Genomic DNA, 20,303 nt, shown 5'->3' with positions numbered 1-20,303 from the left:
TCTTAACTTTGTAATCAGGTTATTTTAAGTTTTAAGACACGATTTTGCACTTTTTAATCCCTTTATTGAAAAGATTTTGATGACAAACTATTCTTTTGTGGTCCCCGTGTACAGGGGTGAAAAGACAATTGGCAGGTTGTTTGCCGATATTAAAAGAGAGATGGACAGACTCCGTTTTTCTTTTGAGGTCATCTTTGTGTGGGACTGTGGCAGGGATAATTCATGGAGCGTGATTCAGGATTTGTGCAAAGAATTTCCCGGTGTAGTCAGAGGGGTCTCATTAACACGGAATTTTGGTCAGCATAATGCGATTATAGCCGGAATAGATGCTGCAAATGGTGAGTTCATCATTACAATGGATGAAGACCTCCAGCACTCTGCGAAAGACATTGAAAAACTGATCATCAAGCAAAAAGAAGGGGATTACGATCTCGTCTACGGAAACTATTCGGAACGGGAACACAACTGGTTTCGGAATATTACCTCGAAAATTATGAAAAAAGCTCTTGCCGTTGGTATCCCCGAATTGCACCCTGACTATACTTCATTTAGAATTTTAAAGACTGAGATAGCCAAACACACAACAGAGATGAGTAATTCCTACACTTTTCTGGATGGTTACCTCTCGTGGATCACATCGAATGTTGCAAGTGTGAGTGTCAGCCACTCCCAGAGTGAAGCCGGCAGCAGTTCATATACCCTGATGAAACTGATAAATCACTCGATTAATGTTTTTGTAACTTTTTCCGATCTCCCCGTAAGGTTTTTGACTGTTTCCTCCTTCGGGATTTTTGGATTGTCGATTATTTATACCATTTATGTAATCCTGCGAAAATTGATTTTTAATGATTTTGTTTCGGGGTTTGCCACATTTGCGATTATTCTGGGATTTGGGATCGGCAGCATACTTATGGGTTTGGGAATCATCGGTGAATACATTCACAGAATTAATATGAAATCGACAAAACGACCCAACTTCCTTGTAAGGAAAGAGGTAAAATGAGAGCATCTTGTTTCACAAATGCATTCTCAGTTTTTGCCACTGAGAAAAGTAGAAGAGGAAAATGTTGAAAACGATTGGATTAATTGGTTACGGAGCTCTCGGAGTCCAGTTTGAGAAAATGATACTCGGTGACAGCACGGAAGAGGTAAAATTCGTTTATTTCGACGATATAAAACATCAGGAGAATCCCGGACTGGTGGCACCCTTCTACGGTTACAGAGATAATTCAGATTCAAACATCGAATATATGGTTTGTCTTGGTTATCATCATTTGAAGTTAAAACGGGAGATTTTCGCTGAATTAAGATCGACAGGCAAGAAACTCTACAATCTTATTCACTCCACTGCTTATATAAGCAAAACTGCAAAACTTGGCAGTGGTATTGTCATCTATCCATTGTGTAATGTGGATGAGGAAGTGATTTTGGAAGATGGTGTCTTGTTAAACAATTCATCTGTCGTTTCTCACAATTCCATTGTTGGAAAATCCAGCTATTTTGGTGCTGCGGTGGTGATTTCCGGGGTGGTTGAGATAGGGGAGTGTACATTTATCGGTTCCGGGACTGTGACAGCAAACAACATCTCCATTGGCTCTGAATGTGTGATAGGTGCCGGGTCTGTGATTACAAAAAATGTTCCCGACAATGTAAAAGGCGTTGGCAATCCTTTCCGTTTCGCCTCAATTTCATTACAATAAAGCTACTAATGAAAAAAATTGTAATCATCGGTGCAAACAATTTTCAGGTTCCTCTAATCAGAAAGGCCCGTGATATGGGCTTTGAGACACATGTGTTTGCATGGGAAGAGGGTGCCGTTGGCAGGGAGTTTTGCGACCGGTTTTATCCTGTCTCGATTATAGAAAAAGATGAGATCCTTTCCATAGCAGCGGAGCTGGATCCTGCCGCAGTTGTATCAATCGGCTCCGATCTCGCCTCAATCACTGTGAATTATCTCGCGGAAAAACTTGGTCTTCCCGGTAATACAATGAGATGCTCTACATTGACAACGAATAAATTTCTTATGCGTGAGCGACTTGCAGAGCGTGGTGTACTCTGTCCCGGTTTTGTAAAGCACACTTCAGGTACAGGGAGCATTGATGCAAACCATCTCAAATATCCCCTCATAATAAAACCGGTTGACAGATCGGGAAGCAGGGGAGTAACCAAAATTGAGACCATGTTTGAGATGTCTGATGCCATAGCGCGAGCCATAACGGAATCGTTTGCTGGTGAATGTGTAATCGAAGAATTTGTCACAGGAAAAGAATACAGTGTAGAGATGATTTCATTCAGAGGTGAGCACCACTTCCTTCAAATAACTGAAAAGGAGACCACAGGTGCCCCATATTTTGTGGAGAGCGGGCAGCATCAACCTGCAGATCTTTCTGCAACAGTCAGAACCGGAATCATTAAAACAGTAACTGCTGCACTGGATGCTCTCGAAGTGACAAATGGTGCTTCTCATACCGAGGTGCTTGTGACAATGGATGATAAGGTCTACATTGTAGAGACAGGGGCAAGAATGGGTGGCGACTATATCGGCTCACACCTTGTTCAACTCTCAACCGGGTATGATTTCCTGAAGGGGACAATTCAGGTGGCTATGGGAGAGTTTGAAGAACCTGTATTGAATGATCCGGCTTTCTCGGGAATATATTACGAAATACCAAAACCCGGCGTCATTACAGAAGTTATCGACAATACACTTCTTTACCCCGAGATTGTTCAGACAGAGGTGTATTACAAAGTCGGTTACCAACTCCCCGAAGTGAGAGAAAGCAACCAAAGGGCGGCATCGTTTATGTACAAGTCGCAGTCAGGGAAATTCAAATATGATCCGTCCATCCTTCAGATAATAACCGGGTAGAGGTTACGATTTCCGAAAAACTGACAGAACTGATAAAGGAAAATTTTTCGAAGCGCAAACCGGAATATTTTCTGGCATTTGTTACAATCATCCTGTTTTTCTACTTTACTCCTGTATTGGATGAAGGAGATTGTGCCGATTATCTCCGTTACGCCGAAAAGTTCCTCGGACTCAATTCTGTCCTTTTCCCATATCGTTCTCCGCTTTATCCATTGATTCTTGCCGGGCTGATCGAACTTTTTGGATATGCAGCCCTGCCAAATCTTGTTCTGGCGATACAGCTTTTTTTAATGTACTGCACAAGTTTACTTGTCAGAAAAATATTCTCACTGGTTGGACTTTCCGAAAACAAGCAAAACCTGATACTCTATCTGACATTTTTTAATCTGTCAGCACTTTACTATTCTTTCATGTTCATTACAGAAGTGCTGTCGTGGTTTCTGTTTACACTCTCGATCTATTTATTACTCAAGGCAATCGTCTCGGGTGACAACAAATATTATGCGTATGCCGGTGTATCGACAGGGATTACGATTCTCTCCCGATATAACTTGATTCCGCTTCTGCCCCTATTTTTTATCATAATCGCTGTGAGACTATTTATATTGCGAAAAGAGTCCGGTACAAGTTTTGTGAAAGAGATATTCGTGAAACCTGCTGTGTATGGATTGCCACTTCTTGCAGTGCTTCTTTGCTGGAGTTTCGTAAATATGAATGTAAATGGTAATTTCGGATTGTTTCCGGGAGCCGGTGTTTCGGGAGGGGCAAAAAAAGGAACGGGTGTCCCTTTTTATGTCGGAAGAAATGCCCTCATTGCAACAATCGACAGCAATGTGAAGGTGAGTGCTGAAAATTCGGAAGTGTTGCGAATATTTCTTGATGCGAGGGATAAAATTCAAGCAAAAAACCGGATTGATGCAAACAGTTGGATGAATATTCTTGGTGAGGAAAACAAGCAAACTCTCGCAAGTTCTTTTATCGGCTACAAAGTTTACAACGAAGCTACGCAGAAACTTTTTGATTACTACAAAATAAATTCAGCAAATGAAGCTCTTTTAAACGAAAAACTCGGGGGCTTTTATGATGAAATATATCAACAGACTTCCGGGAAAGTGAATCTGATCAGGGTGGTTTCGATTGTATATTCATTGTGGGTTTCATCGAGCCTGCAGAATGCACCGGAGAAAGGGGACATTAATTTCAATGTTTTACCCGGTTTTGTGATCATGCTGCACAAGCTCTACTGGTTGCTGGTGATGGTATCTTTTGTTATTGTATCTGCATACCTGCTTATTAAACTGACAAGGAATGTGAAAGAGCAAGTGAATTTCATCATCATCTCCCTGATACTTGTCATTGATGCACTCCTGCTTACCAATGTTATTTTCAACACAATCAACGATGCCAGCAGATTCAAGTTCCCCGTTGAAGCACTTGTGCTCGGTGTACTTGTCTTCTCGATAGATAAAATAAAGCTGCCTTTCAAAAAATAATTGCTCCCAACGATTTTTAAAATAAAAAAGCCGCCCGTTTTAGGAGCGGCTTTTTAATTATTAGATTGACTTGAAAGTTATGATTGATTCAGCCAACAGCCTTCGCTTTTCAGCCTTCAGCCTTCGCTTTTCAGCCTTCGTCATTCATCCATCAGCCTTCAGATTTCAGCCTTCGCTTTTCAGCCTTCAGATCATTTCATCAGAATCATTTTGCGAACGGCAACATTGCTTCCGGCTTCAATTCTGTAGAAGTAGATTCCTGAAGGTAATGCTGATGCGTTAAAAGCGATCGCATAACTTCCTGCAGTCATAGGACCGTTAACCAGTTCAGCCACTTTTTCACCGAGGGTGTTGTAAACATCAAGTTTCACATTCACATCAGCCGGTAAGGCAAATCTGATGTTTGTTGAAGGGTTGAACGGATTCGGATAGTTCTGATCGAGGTTAAACTCTTTCGGGATTTCTGCAACTTCTTTCACATCGGTTGCACCATCCATGACATTGAATTTACCCATTCCTGAATAGAATGAATAACTTCCATCACTGGTTTTGGTTCTTACTCTCCAGAAGTAGCTCTTGTTGGCTGTCAAACCCTGAAGCATCTTGTTATTTGCTGTCAGGTTTTCAAATACAGTTGAACCTGTAAATTGTGAATTGTCAGCAACTTCAAGTTCGAATTTCGCACCTGAAGGAAGAGCTGTAGGCAGTGCCCATGATACAATCGGAGTTGTGGTACCGATCATAACATTATTTGGTCCTCCGACGATTGGAGTAACAGGGGCAAATGAACCCGGATTAACCGTAAACGATTCAACTGCAGAGAATGGACCGTAAGAGAGACCACCGAGATGGGCTCTTACTTTCCACCAGTAGGTGGCGCCTTCCACGAGACCAGTTATATTCAAAGATGTACCGGTTGAGTAGGCTGTTGTAGTTGCAGCAGGTGCAAAGACATCAGAGTAGCTGTACACAACCTGATAGCCGACAATTCCACTTGTTGAACCATTTACCCACCAGTTCAACTGAGGGTCTACAGTATAAATGAGTGCGTTTCCTGAGGGCCACGAGATAACTGGTGCACCCGGGGTGGTTCCACTGTATATTGTGAAATGATCACTCGACCAGGCTGAGTGTGTAATACCGTTTGTGGCAGCTACTGCCCAGTATACAACCTGACCTTCAGCGAAAGGTACTGAAAATGTGTAAGAAGTATTGTAAACATCACCAACGGATGCCAAACCTGAATAATCGACATCCCAGTTCGATGAATTGGAACCGACTTTCCATCTGACGAGGTAACCTGTTATGCCCATTGGTGAGCCTTCAAGGTACCAGGAGAGGGTTGGGGTTGTGGTATAGACAGTTGGATTACCTGTTGGCCAGTTAAGAACTGTAAATCCATTGGTAACACCACCTGCAACCGTAAACGAAGCAGTTACCGAAGCAGCAGAGACCTGAACTCCGTTTGTGGATCTAACTCTCCAGTAATAAGTCTGTCCGGGAATCAAACCAAAAAGCTGTACAAACTGGTTTGGAATTGCACTGAGCGTAATTGAACTTGAGAAGTTGCTAAAAGTAGAGTACTCAAGTATGTAGGTTAATCCTGTACCGTCCTGACCAAGCCACCAGTAAAGATATGGTGATGCTGTATAAACCAAAAGGTTATCAACAGGATATGAAGGATTTGGCACTACAACAGTACCTACTCCCCATGTGGTGAAGGTATTGTCAGTGCTCCAGGCAGATGTCTGTTCATCAGGAGTGCCTCTCTTGTAAACACTTCTAACCTGCCAGTAGTATAATGTACCGGGGAGAAGGTTCAAACCTACCTGATGGTAGATGTTTGTAATGTTGGTTGCACTGTAAACAGGTGCACCCATAGGTAACAGTTTAACCTGTACATCAAATGTGATGTCGGGGCTGTAACCGGCAGTGTACCAGTAAAGTTGTGGAGCATTAGTATATACCTGAGGATTGCCGACAGGCCATGAAGGATAAGGAACGGTTGCACCACCGCTTGTGCTAAAGTAGCTCGTTGGTGAATAAGCCATTACCTGATTTGAATTGTTCAATAGAACAACTCTCCAGTAATATTTTTTTCCTCCCAAAAGGTTGACTGTCTGATTCAGATTAACTGATGTTCCGGTAAAATTGGAAGTGAGCCATTCTGTTTTAACAGGAGGTGCAAGAGCTGCTTTAACCTGTAATTTGAACTTCAGGTCGTTGGTTGCCTGATTAATACCATAAGAGAAGATGACATCATTCAAAAAGACTGAGTCACCAACACCCGGATTGTATTGACTTACAGTAACCGCGGGGTATGTGGTAAAATGCCAGATTGGGGATGGAATACTTACACTGCCATCTTTTGCAACGAGTTGCCAGTAGTAGGTAGTGTTAGCGGTCAAAGGAAAAGCATAAGTTGCTCCGGGACCTTCATTCAGTGTATTTTCGTTGTAGATAACTGAAGTAGTGTTCGCCGGGATTGCAAGATCAGTAAAAAGGAGGCCTGCATCGAAAGCCAATTGTGATCCACCTGCAGTTGAAATTCTAAGTTCATACTCTGTCTCGAAATTCACATCTGTCCAGGCGAAGGTCGGTTCGAGTGTATGACCGGTAACTCCGTTTATAGGAGTGGTAAGAACATCAAGGGGTGTATAGAAAGTTCTCTCGGTAGAAGCCTGTTTAAACTCACCATTATTCAGCGCACCTCCATCGCTTACTTCTGCGTTCACTGTCCACCAGTATTTGGTTGCAGGGAGTAAAGCCAAAGGTGTAGTTGAAAGTGAACCGGGATTTACACCGGTAGTTGTGTTGAGGTTCGCTCCAACGGTCAGTCCGGGTGAAGTTCCCGTGAGAAGTCTGTATCTTACATTTCCTTTATTATCGTCCATTGTCCAGGAGAGTGTTGGAGTCATTGTATTGGAAATGTAGCCATCGGCAGGGGAGGCAAGAACTGGAGTAGCGAGAAGGGTAACGAAATCGGAGGTTGCGCTTCCGGGGCCTCCCATTCCGAGATCCGTCACTTCAACTTTCCACCAGTAATGTGTATTGTTCTGCAGAGTTCCGCCCGGTATGGCTAAACTCGTTAGAATACCAACATTCAGAGTATAGACGAGTGTCGTCATCGTGACATCACTGTAGATGCTCACGGTACTGCTGTAAGGTGGTGTTCCGGCGGGAATATCCCATGTGAGTGTCGGGGTAAGTGAAACCCCGATCGAAGCCGCTGCAGGAGCTGTTATGTTCACTGTTGGTTGCGCATTCAGAGTGAATGCCAGCGAGAAGAGAACGAAAACTGATAAAAAGAACTTTAAATACTTCATGTATTTGTTCCTTTGATTATGAGGTGATTAAAAACAATATTTTCGTCAGATGATGATTTTCCGCCGACGAACCGCCTTTATCAGACGGTTAACTGATTATTAAAATTTAGCTACATTAATGTAATCAAAGTATTATTGCAATCAAAGTTAATTATCACATTTTTTTTCAGATCAGAAGATATTTTTTTAAGTCATCGGGTAAATATGTGAGGTACAGCACAGTTTCAGGGAAAATTAACTTTTTTTTACACGGAATTATAATGGTTGTGGGACGGGAATGGAAGCAAATAAAAAAAATGGCACCCGAACCCCGGATGCCACAAAAATTACTGCATTACTGCATTATTGGATTACTGCGTTACTTGAGTAAAATCATTTTTCTTACTGCGTTAAAATCACCGGCGACAACTTTATAGAAATAAACGCCGCTGGAGAGTTTTTTAGCGTCAAAATTGACCGAGTAGAAACCGGGTTCTTTATCTTCATTAACGAGAGTTGCAACCTCAGAACCCTGAACATCGTATATCTTGAGAGACACAAACGATTTTTGTGGCACTGCAAAGCTTATTTGAGTCGAAGGATTAAACGGATTCGGGAAATTCTGATTCAGTTCGAATTTTGCGGGGATACCGTTGTTTTCTGTCTGAACTGAAGTCAATGGTGAATCGTTTTTATAGAGGTAACCGGGTGAAGTACCGACGATAACCTGATTGTTCTGGTTTATATAGATTGAACTTACGCCAAGAGCAGAAAGTCCAAGCATATTGAAAGCACCTGTCTGGTGATTTCTCACGGTAACACCTCCTGTGAAGGAGATGAAATAGAGGTTATCATTTTGATCACCTGTTATACCGTAGGTGTAGTTCAGGTTAGAAGAGAGGGCAAGGTGTGTCCATGATGATCCGTTATCGTTTGAGGTGAAAACGCCACTTCCATAAGTACCACAAATTAGTGAACCTTGACCGTCAACATAAAGTGTCCAGACAAAATGGTTGTCTCCTGAGAGGCGATCCCAACCCGTACCGTTTGATCTGAAAACTCCTTCACCAAATGAACCGGCAAACAGGGTACCCTGCGCATTTATTGCGAGGGTGTTGATGTTGTTATTAGTCAGACCTGTGTTCATGGTTGTCCATGTATTACCGTTGTCGGCTGATTTATAGACACCACTTCCCCAGGTGGAAACATAGATGATACCCTGAGCATCAACAACAATCGATCTGGTATCTTTCCCGTTCAGTGTGGAGAGTTCCCAGCTTGCACCATTATCAGAGGAGATATAGATACCTTGCTCAGTAGCAGCGAGAATTTTCCCGTTCGAGAGTACCTTGATATTCCAAATGAGAGTGGCATTATTGATAGTGTTCAGTAATTGTGTCCAGTTGGTACCGTTGTCAGTTGACTTGTAAACCACACCTCCGAGAGTTCCTGCGAACAGATTAGTTGTGTTGTCACGGGCTATGGTCATTACCATCTGATCCTGACCGAAGTTAGCCATATAGTTCCAGTTGCCGAAGTTGAGGTTTGGAGCCGGAACGATATTAGTGACATGAATCTTGACTTTGGAATAATCATCCTCTGAAGGGTCGTTGTTACCCGGGGTTGAATCGGGATCATACTGATCGGCTGACATGATCTCTGCAACATTCCAGATATCTTTGTTTATAGGAATATTTCCCATAAAATTGGAAAGATTGAACTGTCCGCTTCCGGTAACATTATAGGCTATCATCTGTCCGTTGTGAACACCCGAAGGGAAAGTTACATAAGCGAATGGAGCGAGGACGGCACCCCGGATGTCTATTCCAACAATCCTGAGAGCAGTGGCTTCGTAGAAATTATAGATTACATTTTCTTTCGCGGTTCCTGTTACTGTAAGTCCGCCAGTCCAGCTTACATTTGTGCCACTGATGTTAACCAGAACAGCCGAACCGTTTGGTACATTCAATGCCACGCTGTTAGCCTGAGAAAGTTGTGCTCCTGTCACTGAGAAGACATTCAGAAATGGATTTGTACCCGTAAGTTCGAGTCCGTTCCATTCGAAATGGGTGGTACCATTCACAGGATAGAGGCTGATGGAAGTTGAGAGACTCTGCAGATATGTAGCTGCTGCAGCGAAATCTATTACTGTATCTTTTCTAAGTGTTCCATTATTGATGGAGACACCATTAATCGGCAGGTTGGTTGAATTGCCATACACCACATTGCCTGAATAGATGGCTCCTGAGATATAAGTAAGATTTCTTCCGACTATCAGAATATCTTCAGTACCGTTCGAGTTAGGATACTTGTCGCCAAAACTGTAACCGGCTACATTCACATCCCTTCCTATTGCGGCTTTCCCCTCGACATCCGATGAAGGTGCTGAGAAATCATTCAGAACAAAGAGGTTGAAGCCCGTAGCGGGTCCGAGATTGATTACAGTCGCACTGAGACTGTCAAAGATTACCTTGGCGGAAATTTGCAAAGTTGCCGAACCGCCGGAAGGAATTGGACCGACTTCCCACTGATTTGTTGCAATGGTGTAAAGACCCTGCGATGTTGAATGAGACTGATAAACCAGACCATTCGGCAGTTTGTCATATACCGTGGAATTTGTCGAAGCTGACGGTCCGTTATTTGTAATGGTAATTGTGTAGTTAATGGTTGAACCATCACCCGGGTTTGCATTATCAACAGTCTTCAGGATACTCAAATCGGAAGAGGCTGCCGTAAAGTTAACGGTTGCAGTTCTGTCACCCAAAGTCGGGTCTATCTCGTGTGAAAACTTGATCGATGCGGTATTCGATAAACCGGTTGATGATGTTATATTTACCGTAATCAACAATACAACACTGTCACCATTGGCGATCGTACCAATAAACCATTCGCCAGATACGGGATCGTAGACACCCTGTGTTACACTTGAGCTCACATAGCTTAATCCACTAACGAGTGAATCCTGTGCGATCACACCTGTGGCAGCAGTTGGTCCGTTGTTTTTAAGAACAACCCTGAAAGTTGCCTGCTGACCATACTGAGGAGCCTGTGGCGAAACGGTTTTGCTGATAGAAAGATCGGCTACCTGTATAGGAATTGTAGCGCTGTCTTTTCTGTCCAGTGGAAATGGATCGGACTGATCGGCAGCGGTAATCTCTGCTATGTTAGTAATTATATTTGGTGATGTTTTTGTTCCGACAAGTGTAAGTACTGCATCACCCGTATTGTTGATTGTTCCAATGTTCCAGTCACCTGTACCGGGTATATAAGAACCCTGGGAGGCGGTATGGGAAACATAGGAAATTCCGGCAGGCAACTGATCATTCACCATCACATTGGTTGCATTGCCGGGACCATCATTTGATACCGTAATAGTATAAGTGACAGTTGAACCCACAGTTGGATTGGCAGGGGTAACCAGCTTCCTTATTTTCAAGTCTGCAGAGTTGACGGGATTAATCGAGACAGAAGCATAATCGTCTTCTGCAGGATTTCCGTTGTTCGGACTCGAGTCAGGATCTGTTTGATCGAGGGATTTTACTTCAGCGAAGTTAGTGATTCCGGTGGTACCATTGACCAATACGGTGATTCTTAATGAATCGGTTCTGCCCGGATTCATTGTGCCGATAACCCAATCCCCGGTGGCATCGTCATATGTTCCGGTTGAAGATGAATAACTGACGAACTGTAAACCTGCGGGGAGAAGATCGTTAACACTGACACTGGTGGCAATTTCCGGTCCTGAATTAGTCACTTTAACTGTGTAAACTATATTGCTTCCTACCACGGGAGCGGAGTTGGAAACTGTTTTTGTGAGTGACAGATCAGACAATGAAATAATTGGTGCTGTAACTGTAGCAGACTGACTTGAGTAGTCTCTAATAGGAACGGACTGACTTTTGTAGCTTGCCAAAGCGAAATTGTTTGCACTCAGACTGTCGGGGAGTGGCTGGTCAATGACCACTTTGAAGCTGACAGCGGTCGATTCACCCGGATTAAGATTACCTCCGGTTGAGGCGTTTGCACTAGATCCGAGGTTAAAGTTAACTTTTCCGGAAGCAAAAAATGCCTGATCATCTCCTGCGGCATCAGTTTTGTTACCGCTGTTTGCACCGCTTGTAACTACCATACTTCCGGGGAGATAGGTCATGTGATTTTGAATAGAGTCGACAACCACCACTTTGTTGGCAGCATCCTGTCCGTTGTTTACAAGGCTGACTGTGTAGAGAAGAGTGTCACCGGGGGTTACACTTCCACCATTGAGATCTGTAAAGTTTTTAGTAATGTTAATATCAGGAGCGAAGATGTCGATAACGGTTGTTACAACACCCGGGTTGTAGCTTTCACCGCCCGTGGTAAGATTAAGCACCGCACTTGTCTGCCCGTTGCTCAATTTGCCGGTTGCATCCACGATGTCAATATCAAGTCCCAACTGATTTGCATAGTTTGGATTTTTGTCAGTAATCGCTGTGCCTAATCTGCTGATTGTACTGTTGAAGAAGTTGGATGCAGGATTCAAACCGTTTGAAATTACCTGATTGTTAAATTTGAGAGCGTCACCTGTTAGATCAGCATCACCGTCATATGCAACCACGCCGAGGGCAACATTCACAGGACCGAAAAGGGGAGTGGTAAATCCACTTATAGTAATATTTACATTTGCATTGCTCGTACTGACATTTGCCAGACCATCAAATACCGTAAGGTTTCTCTGTGGTTTTGAAGGGTCTCTGTAAACTACGACAAGTGCCCATCCCGCCCATGTGTTTGTACCGGTGTTTGTTCTGACATTGGCTGTCATATATGTGCCGGTGCCACCTGCCTGGACAAGGGAAGTTACATCCTTAAATCCTTGATAACCGTAACTGTTGTCGTAAGTGATACCTGTCAGACTTACATAACCACCCGATGCGGGTGTTTTGAATAATGCCGTGTTCCTTGCCGAATTTGTCGAAATGCCGTTCCAATATAGGCCCGCCCAGAGCACAGTTGCACCTGCAGGGAGGGTAAAATTTGCAGAGCTGGAGTTGAAAGTGGCGGCATCACCGTCAATATCAATATTTACCATGCTGTAGCTGTTGTTGTTCCCGCCACAATTACCGGCAGGGCATTTCAACAGAGCATTTCCAAAAATTTGAATATCACCCTTCTCATTGGATTGAAACCTGGGCTGAAAAGGAGTTGTCACCTGGGAGAAAAGCTCTGTGGTGCCTGTGAGCAACAGAGTAAGGAATATTGCGATCGCAATAGCCTTAGAAAAAATTGTCTTGTTATTCGGCATATTCTTCATCTGACTTATAAATGATTAAAAAAATAAGAATAAATATGCAAAAACCGTACCAAAAGGTATTACTCTGTTTTCGTATTAAAATGAAGGTATTCCCATTTTCAAAATGAGAATAATTGCCAAAAATGTCTCATAATGATACAAGTTGAAGTTGGTATATCAACAGCAGAATGTTTTAGCCCGACCGTCGCTGCCTCAACGGAATAAATACCCGATTCACCCATATTTATTTTCATTGAATATTCACTCTGATTAAAGTATCTTTGCGTTTCATTTTTTCAGGTACCTTTATCGGCTTATGAGACGCTTTTTCTTCGTATTATTACTCGCCCTGTCTGTATTATCTTTTAATTCCGCTTCTCAATCCATCGAAAAAACCGACTCCACATTGGAGACGACTTTTCGAAGGATGCACAGAACTGCCCTGGTTGACACATTCGGTTATAATCTGCTTCGTGAACTTTGCAAGATTGGTAACAGATTGGCCGGAAGTAAAAATCTTGTGAGAGCTGAAGATTTTTTCATCCTGAAGTTAAAAGAAATTGGAGTTGACACTGTTTACACTCAATCTTTTACTACTGTGAACTGGCAGAGAGGGAATGTAGAGAAATTCAAGTTACGCGGGAAAAACTCCGGAGCTGACACATACTTCAACATCGCCGCTCTGGGTGGTTCAGTTGGTACGGAAGGAATCTTAAGAGGCGCGGTTATCGAAATCTCCAGTTTTGATGAACTCGATAAAAGAAAAGAGGAAGTAAAAGGGAAGATAGTCTTCTTCAATTTCGAATTCCCACAGGATGTTTACGAGTCATTTGAATCGTATGGACCTGCAGTAAATTATCGGGTTAACGGGGCTTACAGAGCTGCAGCCTACGGTGCGAAAGCGGTACTTATCCGTTCAGTAGCTTCCAATTTTGACGACACTCCCCACACGGGTACATTAAGGTACCTCGATACGATTCCTAAAATTCCTGCCGCAGCACTTGGAGTGCAGAGCGCAATCAGGTTGAATAAAATTTTAGCCGGAATCGCCAAGTCCCCAAATCCGGAGAATTACATTTTCGAATTTGAGCTCAATTGCGAAACAAAGGGAACAACTACTGTTCGAAACATAATCGCAGAGATATGGGGAAGCGAAAAACGAAATGAAATAATAGTCACTGGTGGTCACCTCGATTCCTGGGATAAAGGGGTCGGGGCTCACGATGACGGAGCAGGTTGTGTACAGGCTGTGGAAGTTCTTCAATTGATCAAAAAAACCGGATTCAGACCAAAAAGAACTATAAGGGTTGTACTTTTCGCAAACGAGGAAAACGGGCTTGCTGGTGGAAAGGGTTATGGCGAATTTGCCGCTACTGAAAAAAACATTCATTATGCGGCGATAGAATCTGACAGAGGTGGCTTCACTCCCAGGGGGTTTAGTGTGGATTCGACTCCCGAAATTATCAGTAAAATGGAATCGTGGCTCCCTTACTTCAAAAGAACAGGTATCGAATGGTTCAGAAAAGGGGGAAGTGGTGCCGACATTTCACGAATAAAAAATGCCAGAGCACTCATTGGTTATGTTCCCGACAGCCAGAGATATTTCGATTTTCACCATTCAGATAATGATGTTTTTGAAGCCGTTAATCATCGGGAACTTGAACTCGGTTCAGTGGCTATAACAATATTAACAATTTTGATTTCAGAGTTTGGTTTCTAAAAAAATAAAACCGGTATTACGGAAAATAAATCCATGGAGTTCGCTCGCACGGATGCCTAAGAGCATGTGGGCTATCTCCTTTGCAACATTCATCAACCGTGCCGGGTCGATGTTCCTCACATTTCTCGCAATCTATCTGACAAAATATCAGGGATACTCGATAGATTACGCCGGGTATGTGCTGGCGGCTTATGGAATCGGGTCCCTCGCAGCGGGTCCGGTTGTCGGAAAACTGGCAGACAAGTTTGGCAATATGCCGATAATGAAACTCTCCCTTTTTCTTAGTGCTGTCGTTCTCTTTATCTTTCCGTTTTTTCATGAATTCTGGATGATAATCGTTTTGACTACACTTCTTTCCTGGGTGAGTGAGGGCTTCAGACCCGCAAACCTTGCGTTGATATCGGAGATTGTCAAGCCCGAAGACCGTAAAATAGCTTTTGCACTGAACCGGCTTGCAGTCAATCTTGGATTCAGTATAGGTCCCCTTCTCGGAGGCTTTTTGATAATTTTTGATTATCACTGGATGTTCATTTTCGATGGACTGACCTCGTTGTCAGCATTGGCATTTCTCTATTTCACCTCGCTTTCGAGGGAGGAAAAGGAACGGAGGGAAGTTGCAGAAAGAGAGCGTCAGGCTGGTGAAACAAAGTTGAATCCGTTCAAGGACCCAAGACTGATCTACTATGTAATAGCTTTGTCACCTGTTTACATTGTTTTTTTCTCGCAAATCAGTACCGTTTCGCTTTATGTGGTGAATGAACTTAAGTTTCCTGAACCTTTCATCGGCGTCCTTTTTTTAGTGAACACCATAATGATTATTTTCCTGGAAGTGCCGATCAATAATGCAATGACTGACTGGGAAGATCGAAAACTGCTCAGTCTTGGAGGCATCCTCACAGGAATTGGATTCGGAATGTTTGCTTTCTCCACCACAGTCCCTGCACTTGTAATCTGCATGGTTATATTAACCTTTGGCGAAATGATATTTTCTCCCGCCTCTGCAAACTATCTTGCGGAAATAGCCCCTGTAAATTCGAAGGGAATGTACATGGGATTCCTGCAACTTGTATTTAATATCTCCTTGTTCATAGGTCCCGCTACTGGTGCTTTCATGATGGAGGGTTTGGGATCAAAGTGGATGTGGATTGCCTGTTTCTTCATGTCAATACTCGGAGTGGTTTTGATGTGGCGGATGAAGACAGAAGTTCCAAAATTGGCACCAGAATCAAGGTAAGTTTTGCACAGAAAATAAATTTTTTTTATATTTGCAGTCTGAATTCCGGGGATATAGCTCAGTTGGGAGAGCGCTTGAATGGCATTCAAGAGGTCAGGGGTTCGACTCCCCTTATCTCCACCGGAAAAAACCCTGTAACTCTTTATTTTATAAATTGTTGCAGGGTTTTTTGTTTTATTACAAACCAAAATTTTAGTTAAAATTTGTTGGTAAAACCCGTTTATTTGTTAGCGGGTTTAAAAATCTGTTCACCTTCGGCAGGTGCCGGAAGATTCAGATATTCCGTTCCTTCGTTCAATTGTGCCACAAAAAATGCTTCACCTGCTTCAAATACCTCGATGGGGTTCAAAGATTTCAAATAATGTACCATGCTGAATGTGTCAAGCATTTCCCGCTTCCCGGTATCAAAAAGCCTGACAATACTGTTTATCGACCACAAAATGCCTTTCAATAGGGGCAAAGACAAGTTTGAGTAACCATTCGGACATTATTGTATTGATCAACCCGGTAAAGTAACACCCTTAAAAAACAGTTATTAAATTCTTGGATTTGATTTTTCGGGAATTGAGATTAATATTTAAGGTTGGGATTCAGGTCCTCCTAACTTAGAGGGATACTCGAACTAATTTCATTTCTTCGGCCAAATCAGGTTACTTTCACAAAATCTGACTGACAAATATGTATTAAAATTACTCTCTCCACCCCAAATTACATAAATATGTAATTGTTTTTTATATTTTCGTTTCCATTAATCACAAAATTTTCATAGAATCCGGAATGCCGCTCAAAAGATACTTATGGAAGAGACGATAAAATATTCTGCCGTTATAATCGGCGAAGACTTGATAGATATGAGTCTTTTCGGAAAGTTGCTCTCTCCGGGCGGGTTTTCTGCAAAATCGTTTACTTATTCGAACTATAAATCGCAGAGTTTTGCGGGTGTGTCGGTGATTTTCATCTTCTTCACGAAAGACACATGGCTGGTGGAAGATGCACTCAATTTCTTCAGCGGGAAAGCAGGGTCAGGGAAACTGCTCGTTCTTGTTTCAGGATCAACAGAAGTACGACTGCTAAGTGCTCATTCAAGGGAATTGATGTCTGATCACCTTATCTTTCCGGCAGATAATCTGCTGGTCGAAAAAAGATTAAATCTTTATAAAAGAATCCTTTCTCAAAATCCACCACCAACTCTTTCTGATCATAAAAACGGGGCAGAAAACGACCTTGAAAGAGTTATCCTCGAACTTGAAGAGCAAAATGTAGCCAAAGATAAATTCTTTGCTTTGATTGCCCACGATCTGAAAAATCCCTTTACCGGATTCCTTGGTTTTTCAGAGTACATTGCGAAATATTATGAAGAGATTAGCAAGGAAGACCTTGGAGATTTTTCTGTAAGAATGTATGAATCGGCTCAACTGGTTTACAATCTGATCGAAAATCTACTTGCCTGGAGCAGACTCCGCACGGGTAACATGGATTTTGAACCTGTCCCCTTTGATCTTCAGGAAACCATAGAACGAATATTGAAGTTGTGTGAGTCGCAGATTATCAAAAAAGAGATTAATTTGATTAATTCAGTGAATGAAAGGCTCTCCGTTTGTGCTGACGCAAACATGGTGGATACTGTAATCAGGAATGTTATTACAAATGCCCTGAAGTTTACACCCAAAGGTGGGGTTGTTCATGTCGGTTACACTGTCGAAGAGGGATTTATTACAGTATTCGTGGCAGACAGTGGCATTGGAATCTCTGAAGAGTCACAGAAAAAGATGTTTAAATTGGGATATCGCGTGTCGCGTGAAGGCACAGACGGGGAATCGGGCACAGGCCTTGGTCTGATTCTCTCAAAAGAATTCATGCTCAAGAATGGGGGCGACCTCTACTTTGAAAGCAAAGAGGGGAACGGCTCCAAATTTTTTGTCAAAATCCCTGCTCTGATTTAGACTTATTTAACTTTAATTTTGTATTCAAGCAAAAGTATATCCTTCGTGGCGAAGGGTTTTACTTTTTGCAGAAAATCCTTGTCGAGCACATCCTGATTACCTCTGGCGTTACCGGCGATAATGATATCAACCTGTGAATCATCCGTAACATTTTGTTTTGTCTGCTTTTTAATCTTTCCCGCCAGTTTCAGGAAATCATCCGCCTTTGCTTCATCCTTCGATTTAAATAACGATTCAATATCCGATATTTTCTTTAGTGAATAGATCAGAAAGAGCTGGTGATCGCCTTTAGAGGGAAATTTTACGAAATCGCCCTTGCCGGGGTAGGCAAGAATCTGATTTTTATAAGCCCTTCCGAGAAAAAGAGACTTGGCACTTTTCCCGCTTACCAGAACATAATAACCGTATCCACCCGAATCAGGTTGAAGGAGTATTCGGTATTTATCTCCAATTTTTAGTGTGGAGTTTGATTTCAGTTTAACCAGGTCATTTCCTGATGAAACGAGGATCCCGGCTTTTGTCTTTACCAGTGATTGTGGAAAAAGAGCAAAAACCACGAACAAAGCTATGATAGTGATTAATTTTGAAGTTTTCATGTTGGTTTTACTTAAATAAATGCATATAAGTTCCTGCAAATATAGACATTTTACTATTCTTCGAATGTGATGACAATAATTTATTTTTATGTTTACGGGAATTTTTGAAATACCTATATTTCAATTTTGAATTTAATAAAATCGATGGATAGAAGAATAGCCGTTTTCTGTGCTTCAAGCACCAAATCAAAGGCAGTTTACCTTTCTGATGCATTCCGTCTGGGTGAGACTATCGCTTCACAGAGTGATATTCTAGTGTACGGAGGAGGGCGGCACGGATTAATGGGAGCTGTATCTGACGGTGCCTTGTCGGCAGGCGGAAGGGTGACGGGCATTATTCCTGAATTTATGATGGATTTGGAATGGGGAAGAGACGACATTTCCTCTCTTGAACTGACCGGTGACATGGAAAGCCGGAAATTAAAGATGATTGAAGGAAGCTCCGCAATTGTCGTGCTGCCGGGTGGAAGTGGTACCATGGAAGAACTTTATCAGGTACTCACAATGAAACGACTCGGTCATTATACAAATCCCGTGGTGATTGTAAATGTGAACAGGTTTTACGATAAATGGCTCGAATTTATGGAACACACGGTCACGGAGGATTTTTTGGGGAGGGATCATTTGAAGATGTACACGGTGGTGGAAAGCTCCGAAAGAATTTACGATGCCATTGATAACTCCCACGCGTGGAGCGAGGATGATATAAACAAAGCTCTGGTGTGAAAATGGACCCATTCGCTCGGGAAAAATCCGGTGAAAAGGAAAGTGACGGTTATCGGGAGATTTTTAATGAGATGCTCGATTATCTCATGCTTGTCGATGGTGAAACCGGAGAAATTCTCGAGGTCAACAATATTTGGGAATCGACAACCGGTTTTAAGAAATCTGAAATTGTAGGAAAACATTTCTCAACTGTTTTTTGTGATGAACAGATAGAGAATGCCGAGGAGCTTGAGAAGATTATGACCCACGATTCTGTGGTGTCATCACGGCTTTTAAGGAGAAAAACCGGGGACCCGGTTCCTGTTGAAATGTCTCTGACAATGGTGGGTTTTCAGGGGAAAAACGCTATTCTTACAGTACTCAGAAGCATCAAGGAGAGGCTCGAGGCTGAAGAAAAAATTATGGAAATGAACAAAAGGCTCGGTGAACTCAACTCGACAAAGGATAAATTCTTTTCAATTATTGCTCACGATTTGAAGAACCAGTTCAATGTTTTGATCTCATTCTCTGAACTGTTATTGAAGGATATGAACTCACTCGAGGAGAAACAGCGGTTTTATTTCCTGAGTCAGATCGAAAATGTGTCGAGATCAACCTACGGGCTGTTATCGAATCTTTTGAACTGGGCGAGAAGCCAGACAGGCAATCTTTCAGTCAGTAAAGATGTGGTGCTCTTAAATGACCTTGCCACTTTGGTCGTTGGTGAACTTGCAGGACAGTTGATCGGGAAGAATCTGCAAGTGGATTTTTCAGGGAATGCTCTTGTTGTCGTTTATACCGATGAGGAGATGATAAAAACTGTGATTCGGAATCTTCTTTCCAACGCGATTAAATTCAGTCCGGCTGGCGGTCTGATTGAGATTGAGATCAGGGAGGAAAAGAATGAGGCGGTGTTTATCATTAATGATCAGGGGATCGGAATGGACGATGAGATACAAAAAGAACTCTTCAAACCGGGGATTCGCTCTCGCCACGGAACGGCAAATGAGGCCGGCACGGGCATTGGTTTGACTCTGTGTTACGAGTTCATAACAAAATTGAACGGCAGAATTTGGTGTAAAAGTGCCCCGGGCAAGGGTACTTCAATGTTTTTTACGGTAGAATTGCCACAATAGTAAGAATTAAATTGACTATTATTGTTCTACTGA

At 42.5% G+C, this 20,303-nt stretch carries 13 protein-coding genes and 1 tRNA gene; 10 read left to right on the top strand and 4 right to left on the bottom strand.

What is annotated here, in order from left to right; all coding sequences use genetic code 11:
* Positions 1-73 precede the first annotated feature (73 nt).
* From J0L60_11195 to J0L60_11180, 4 genes are all read left to right on the top strand, one after another.
* Positions 74-1,003, top strand: a complete 930-nt coding sequence (locus tag J0L60_11195) for a glycosyltransferase family 2 protein (GenBank protein ID MBN8546682.1) — start codon at positions 74-76, stop codon at positions 1,001-1,003.
* Between the two features lie 61 nt (positions 1,004-1,064).
* A complete protein-coding gene (locus J0L60_11190) occupies positions 1,065-1,700 on the top strand; it encodes a hypothetical protein (GenBank protein MBN8546681.1) in 636 nt (211 codons plus the stop codon).
* 8 nt (positions 1,701-1,708) lie between these two features.
* Positions 1,709-2,869, top strand: coding sequence for an ATP-grasp domain-containing protein (locus J0L60_11185; protein ID MBN8546680.1), 1,161 nt, complete (start codon positions 1,709-1,711; stop codon positions 2,867-2,869).
* A 116-nt stretch (positions 2,870-2,985) separates the two neighbouring features.
* Positions 2,986-4,362 carry a glycosyltransferase family 39 protein gene (locus J0L60_11180; protein MBN8546679.1) on the top strand — a complete coding sequence of 459 codons (1,377 nt, stop codon included), beginning with the start codon at positions 2,986-2,988 and terminating at the stop codon, positions 4,360-4,362.
* Positions 4,363-4,553: 191 nt separating this feature from the next.
* Here J0L60_11180 and J0L60_11175 read toward each other — a convergent pair whose 3' ends face one another.
* On the bottom strand, positions 4,554-7,688 hold the full coding sequence (locus J0L60_11175; protein ID MBN8546678.1) for a T9SS type A sorting domain-containing protein: 3,135 nt from the start codon (positions 7,686-7,688) through the stop codon (positions 4,554-4,556).
* Between the two features lie 358 nt (positions 7,689-8,046).
* The gene (locus tag J0L60_11170) at positions 8,047-12,948 is read right to left on the bottom strand and encodes a DUF11 domain-containing protein (protein MBN8546677.1); all 4,902 of its coding nucleotides are present in this window, start codon (positions 12,946-12,948) and stop codon (positions 8,047-8,049) included.
* A gap of 394 nt (positions 12,949-13,342) precedes the next feature.
* On the opposite strand from J0L60_11170, the gene J0L60_11165 reads away from it, so the two are divergent.
* The 3 genes from J0L60_11165 (at position 13,343) to J0L60_11155 (ending at position 16,010) form a co-directional block, all read left to right on the top strand.
* Complete coding sequence (locus J0L60_11165) at positions 13,343-14,656, top strand: M20/M25/M40 family metallo-hydrolase (protein ID MBN8546676.1); 1,314 nt, start codon at positions 13,343-13,345, stop codon at positions 14,654-14,656.
* 52 nt (positions 14,657-14,708) lie between these two features.
* Positions 14,709-15,890 (top strand): MFS transporter, encoded by a 1,182-nt coding sequence (locus J0L60_11160; protein ID MBN8546675.1) that lies wholly within the window; start codon positions 14,709-14,711, stop codon positions 15,888-15,890.
* A gap of 47 nt (positions 15,891-15,937) precedes the next feature.
* Positions 15,938-16,010: transfer RNA gene (locus tag J0L60_11155), tRNA-Ala, on the top strand.
* Positions 16,011-16,110: 100 nt separating this feature from the next.
* Here the strand turns inward: J0L60_11155 and J0L60_11150 are convergent.
* Positions 16,111-16,278, bottom strand: a complete 168-nt coding sequence (locus J0L60_11150) for a hypothetical protein (GenBank protein MBN8546674.1) — start codon at positions 16,276-16,278, stop codon at positions 16,111-16,113.
* Between the two features lie 409 nt (positions 16,279-16,687).
* Here J0L60_11150 and J0L60_11145 point away from each other — a divergent pair, with 409 nt between their 5' ends.
* A complete protein-coding gene (locus J0L60_11145; protein MBN8546673.1) occupies positions 16,688-17,833 on the top strand; it encodes a HAMP domain-containing histidine kinase in 1,146 nt (381 codons plus the stop codon).
* A gap of 2 nt (positions 17,834-17,835) precedes the next feature.
* On the opposite strand, the gene J0L60_11140 is transcribed toward J0L60_11145, so the two are convergent.
* Positions 17,836-18,429, bottom strand: coding sequence for a hypothetical protein (locus J0L60_11140; protein ID MBN8546672.1), 594 nt, complete (start codon positions 18,427-18,429; stop codon positions 17,836-17,838).
* A gap of 144 nt (positions 18,430-18,573) precedes the next feature.
* Here J0L60_11140 and J0L60_11135 point away from each other — a divergent pair, with 144 nt between their 5' ends.
* Positions 18,574-19,155 carry a TIGR00730 family Rossman fold protein gene (locus J0L60_11135; GenBank protein MBN8546671.1) on the top strand — a complete coding sequence of 194 codons (582 nt, stop codon included), beginning with the start codon at positions 18,574-18,576 and terminating at the stop codon, positions 19,153-19,155.
* A gap of 2 nt (positions 19,156-19,157) precedes the next feature.
* A complete protein-coding gene (locus J0L60_11130; GenBank protein MBN8546670.1) occupies positions 19,158-20,270 on the top strand; it encodes a PAS domain S-box protein in 1,113 nt (370 codons plus the stop codon).
* Positions 20,271-20,303: the final 33 nt, after the last annotated feature.

The sequence above is a fragment of the Ignavibacteria bacterium genome (genome assembly GCA_017302895.1).
In the GTDB taxonomy this organism is placed as follows: Bacteria; Bacteroidota; Ignavibacteria; order Ignavibacteriales; family Ignavibacteriaceae; genus UTCHB3.
The sequence above is the reverse complement of the archived record's forward strand: the minus strand, read 5'-3'. Positions and strand labels throughout refer to the sequence as shown.

What these genes read in the sequence shown, in the direction of transcription:
- J0L60_11185 (MBN8546680.1), top strand. Translation starts at nt 1,709, where the DNA reads ATGAAAAAAATTGTAATCATCGGTGCAAACAATTTTCAGGTTCCTCTA.
- J0L60_11140 (MBN8546672.1), bottom strand. Translation starts at nt 18,429, where the DNA reads ATGAAAACTTCAAAATTAATCACTATCATAGCTTTGTTCGTGGTTTTT.
- J0L60_11130 (MBN8546670.1), top strand. Translation starts at nt 19,158, where the DNA reads ATGGACCCATTCGCTCGGGAAAAATCCGGTGAAAAGGAAAGTGACGGT.
- J0L60_11175 (MBN8546678.1), bottom strand. Translation starts at nt 7,688, where the DNA reads ATGAAGTATTTAAAGTTCTTTTTATCAGTTTTCGTTCTCTTCTCGCTG.
- J0L60_11160 (MBN8546675.1), top strand. Translation starts at nt 14,709, where the DNA reads ATGCCTAAGAGCATGTGGGCTATCTCCTTTGCAACATTCATCAACCGT.
- J0L60_11145 (MBN8546673.1), top strand. Translation starts at nt 16,688, where the DNA reads ATGGAAGAGACGATAAAATATTCTGCCGTTATAATCGGCGAAGACTTG.
- J0L60_11135 (MBN8546671.1), top strand. Translation starts at nt 18,574, where the DNA reads ATGGATAGAAGAATAGCCGTTTTCTGTGCTTCAAGCACCAAATCAAAG.
- J0L60_11170 (MBN8546677.1), bottom strand. Translation starts at nt 12,948, where the DNA reads ATGCCGAATAACAAGACAATTTTTTCTAAGGCTATTGCGATCGCAATA.
- J0L60_11190 (MBN8546681.1), top strand. Translation starts at nt 1,065, where the DNA reads ATGTTGAAAACGATTGGATTAATTGGTTACGGAGCTCTCGGAGTCCAG.
- J0L60_11150 (MBN8546674.1), bottom strand. Translation starts at nt 16,278, where the DNA reads ATGCTTGACACATTCAGCATGGTACATTATTTGAAATCTTTGAACCCC.